A 3,579-nucleotide genomic window follows, 5' to 3' on the forward strand; every position below is an offset into this window, starting at 1 on the left:
CGAGTGAACTCGAAGTTGCCTTTTGTGTTGATGGCATCGAGAATGCGTTTCTGGCCGACATGCGCGAGGCGGGGCGCCTGGCGGTCTACCGCGCAATGGCCGCCAATCCAGATCCGTGTCCCGCCTTTGCGGACTGGACACGGGCGCGCGACGCCGGGATCGAGCTTGCGCCGCCGCCGGCGGTCCTCCACCCCTGGCGGCCCGCCATCGCCGACGTGGACGACTGGCGGGAGCCGCCCAAGCCCGCGCCGGCCGGCCCCGATGCGCTGGTCATGGATTGCGATCCCGAGCCGCCCGAGGGGCAGGCGCTGTGGCGCGCCGCGGAGCGCGCCGGCATGGCGGAACGGCTCTTCGAAGCCGACAGGCGACTCGAAGGCTACGCCTGGTACGGCCGGCTCGACCGCGTCACGGGCATCGACACCCAGGTCATAGACGCCGACGGCAAGACGTGGCCGCTTCACGAGTATCCCGTGCCCGAGCGGACGGGAGCCACCGCCACCCCGCCGGCGACGCGTCCCGACGCGATCCGCATTGCGCTTGCGATCGAAACCGCCGGCGGCCGCGGCCTCACGCTGGATCTCCCCGCCGATCTCGCCTTCGCGGGCGAGGCCTGGAGTTGGGTCCGCGACGCGCTGCCGCTGGTCACCGCGGACAGCGCCCTGGAACCGCGCCGGCTCGCGGAGCTGCTGCGCCTGGGCTTCTTCTCGGCCGACGACGACGCGGAGGCCGACAGCCGCGAGACCCAGGCCGTGCGGTTCGACGAAGAGGCGCTCCACATCGCCACCAGGCTCCTGTGCAGCGAGGATTCGGCGCTGGAGACATCCATTGCCGAGACCGTCCGGCGCGAGATCTTCTGGCTCGTTCCACACAACCGCAAGGTAGAGATCTCCATCACCCGCCCGGACGTCCGCGTCACCCTGGACGATCCTTCCGAATAGTGTCAGGGGAACGTCCGAGGTTCCGCGGCGGCCGGACGAGACTGCGAGTGGAAGCCGGGCAGCCGCGCGTGACGATCGCGCCGCACCTGGAAAGCGGGCCTGCAATCACCGGAGACATGCTTGACCGGGTGTGAGTCAACAGCCTATATGCCCGGGGTGGAGTTCGAATGGGACGATGCCCGCCTCGATCGTCGCGGCATCGACTTTGCCCGTGCCGCCCGCGCGTTCCTGGACGTCGTCAAGGTCCACCCCGGCCGGCCGAACGCCATCCGACGGTTCTGTGGCCTGCTCTCGGGCCTGCTCGGAAAGCCGCATGCCGCGGCGCCTGTGCGATACGCAGCCAAGGCCGCTGCGGTGGCTCCATTCACGTCACGGCCGGTTCCTGGCATTATTGGACTACAAGGGAGAAACGACATGACGGGATTCGAGATCGCCACGCTCGCCATCGCCGCCGGTCAACTCGCCGTCGCAGCCGCCGCGGTCGGGGCCGTCCTCCACGGCATCCGGCAGATGCGCCACGCCGGGGATCAGCGCGAGAAGCGCGAGGATGCCCGGCATACGGAATCCATGACCGCGCTCCAGGCCCTGGTCCAGGGGCTCGAACGCCAGGGAGAAGCGCTCCAGCGCCAGGGAGAGGCGCTGGAAAGGCAGGGGGCCGTGCTCGAAGCAGCCTTGAAGGACCGGGCCTAGCGCCCGGCGCCGGAAGGGAGAGGCGCCGGGCGGGAAACCATCATTACCGCCAGGGCGCTCGACATCCGGCCATGCGAGGAATGCGGGGACACGCGGCCGGCGTTCGAGCTTCGGATCAACGACCGCGGGGACCTCGCCGCCTGGAACGTCTGCTAGGACTGCCTGCACTCCGAAGCGGCCGCGAACCAGGGAGCCTGGAGACCGAGATGCGGACCGCGACGATGATCGCGGCCATCGAGGACGAACTCAACCCGCCTCCCAGCAGTCCCGGCCGACATCCCGAACCTTCACCGCCGAATCGCCGAACTCTACCGGCGCAGGACGGAGCGTCCGGCCGAAAACCCTCGCCCGCCCCGTGACAATCGCGCGCGGTGGTGACTTCCATCACCCGCCCGCACTCCACCCCTCCCGGCAGAATCGCCCCGCGCCGCCCGGAGCCGAGGCCGCCCGTTTTCGGGCGCAGGGCGGCCGGGACGCGGGAGCGGCCGTTGCCCGCGGCAGCATTCATCCCTCCCGCAAGGAGACCGCCCCACGGAACTTCTCGCGCGCGGGTACGCCGGAAGCTGCCCGCGAACGGCCGGAGGCCCGACGGCAATCAGACACCTGTCGTCAAGTTCTCGACCCCGCCCGGCCGTTCCGCCCGAGCATCCCCATCCCCTGCGCGCCCCGCCCCGGCCACCCGGCCAGAGCGGGACGCCTTCATTTTCAGCCACATGGAGATCGCCAATGCCCGGGGCCACGGCCCCGGCGGCCGGTATGCGATTCCCCGGCACTCATTTTGCACTGCCTGATCCCCTGACGGGGCCGAAGGCCGGATCAGATGAATCCGGCCGCGAAAGAGAACGCCATGGAAATCCCAAAACCGATGGAAGCGCTGATCGGCGCGCGCGGGACGGCCAGGCTCACGGGCCTTTCCCTGCTCGACCTCGACTCGATGACCGTCCGGGAACTGCGGTCGCACGGACTCACCGCGGCGCAGGCGGGGAGGGTCAAGGCCGCGTTCGAGCTGGGCCGGCAACTGCTCGAAGCCGAAGCCTGCGTGCACGAGAACGCTCCCATGGTCAGAACTCCCGAGGACGCTTACCACTACATGCGGCCGCGGTACGTGAACGAATACCGGGAACACTTCGATGTGCTGTTGATGACCAACCGGAACAGGCTGATCCGCCGCCATCGGGTCTCCACGGGCAGCCTCACTTCGTCCGTGGTCCATCCTCGCGAGGTGTTCCACCCCGTCATCCGCGAGTCCGCGGCCGGGGTCATCTTCACCCACAACCACCCCTCGGGCGACCCCTCGCCTTCGCGCGAGGACGTGGACATCACCCACCGGCTCCGGCAGGTGGGCGAGGTGCTGGGAGTCCGCATCCACGACCACGTGGTCTGCGGGCATGACCGTTTCTTCAGCTTCAGCAGGGAGGGCCTCTTGTGACCATTCAGCATCCCGCCGGCCCGCCGCCGGCCATGCACCCCATGGACCCGCGCCGCGGCCGGGACCTCTCGCCGATGTTCTCGGCGTTCCTGTCCTGGCTCCTGGATCCCGAACCCATGACCAGCCCGGCCATCACCAACGTCGCCGTCTCCGGCAACTGCGTGCTGGCCGCAACCGACCACAACCCGCTGTTCGACACCCATCTCGGATCGCTCGACGACTTCGAGAGGAACATCCGCGGCTGGGGCCAAGCCTGCGGCGCCGATGCCCGCATGGTCGAAGGCCTCGTCGCCCGCGTAAGGAGGACCGGCCAATGAGCTTCCCTGATCTCCCCGAAGGCTACGACCGCCACAAGGACGCCCTTGCCATCGTCGATCCCGGCGCCTCGAACCCGGCCGGCGTGGCGCTCGCCATCCACCAGGCATGCAGCCAGGTCATCCACGAGGGCGGCAATCAGCAGGAAGACCCCGCGGTCCGCCTCATGACCAATTGCGGTAGGGACGCCGGTTACCCGGCGCCCCC

General features: G+C 69.4%; 5 protein-coding genes. All 5 read left to right on the forward strand.

All coding sequences use genetic code 11. The annotated features are described in order from the left end of the window. A partial coding sequence (locus OXU42_18115; GenBank protein ID MDE0031302.1) for a hypothetical protein occupies positions 1–938 on the forward strand: 938 nt, incomplete at its 5' end. A 414-nt stretch (positions 939–1,352) separates the two neighbouring features. After that, positions 1,353–1,628, forward strand: coding sequence for a hypothetical protein (locus OXU42_18120; protein MDE0031303.1), 276 nt, complete (start codon positions 1,353–1,355; stop codon positions 1,626–1,628). A gap of 847 nt (positions 1,629–2,475) precedes the next feature. Further along, entirely contained in the window at positions 2,476–3,057 is a 582-nt protein-coding gene (radC, locus tag OXU42_18125; protein ID MDE0031304.1) for a DNA repair protein RadC, read from the forward strand. Then, positions 3,054–3,374, forward strand: coding sequence for a hypothetical protein (locus OXU42_18130; protein ID MDE0031305.1), 321 nt, complete (start codon positions 3,054–3,056; stop codon positions 3,372–3,374). The genes radC and OXU42_18130 overlap by 4 nt, the downstream gene beginning before the upstream one ends. Continuing rightward, positions 3,371–3,579, forward strand: a 209-nt coding sequence (locus OXU42_18135; protein ID MDE0031306.1) for a hypothetical protein, incomplete at its 3' end; no start/stop codon positions are given. The genes OXU42_18130 and OXU42_18135, both read left to right, overlap by 4 nt.

The organism is Deltaproteobacteria bacterium (assembly GCA_028818775.1).
Taxonomy (GTDB): domain Bacteria; phylum Desulfobacterota; class Binatia; order UBA9968; family JAJDTQ01; genus JAJDTQ01.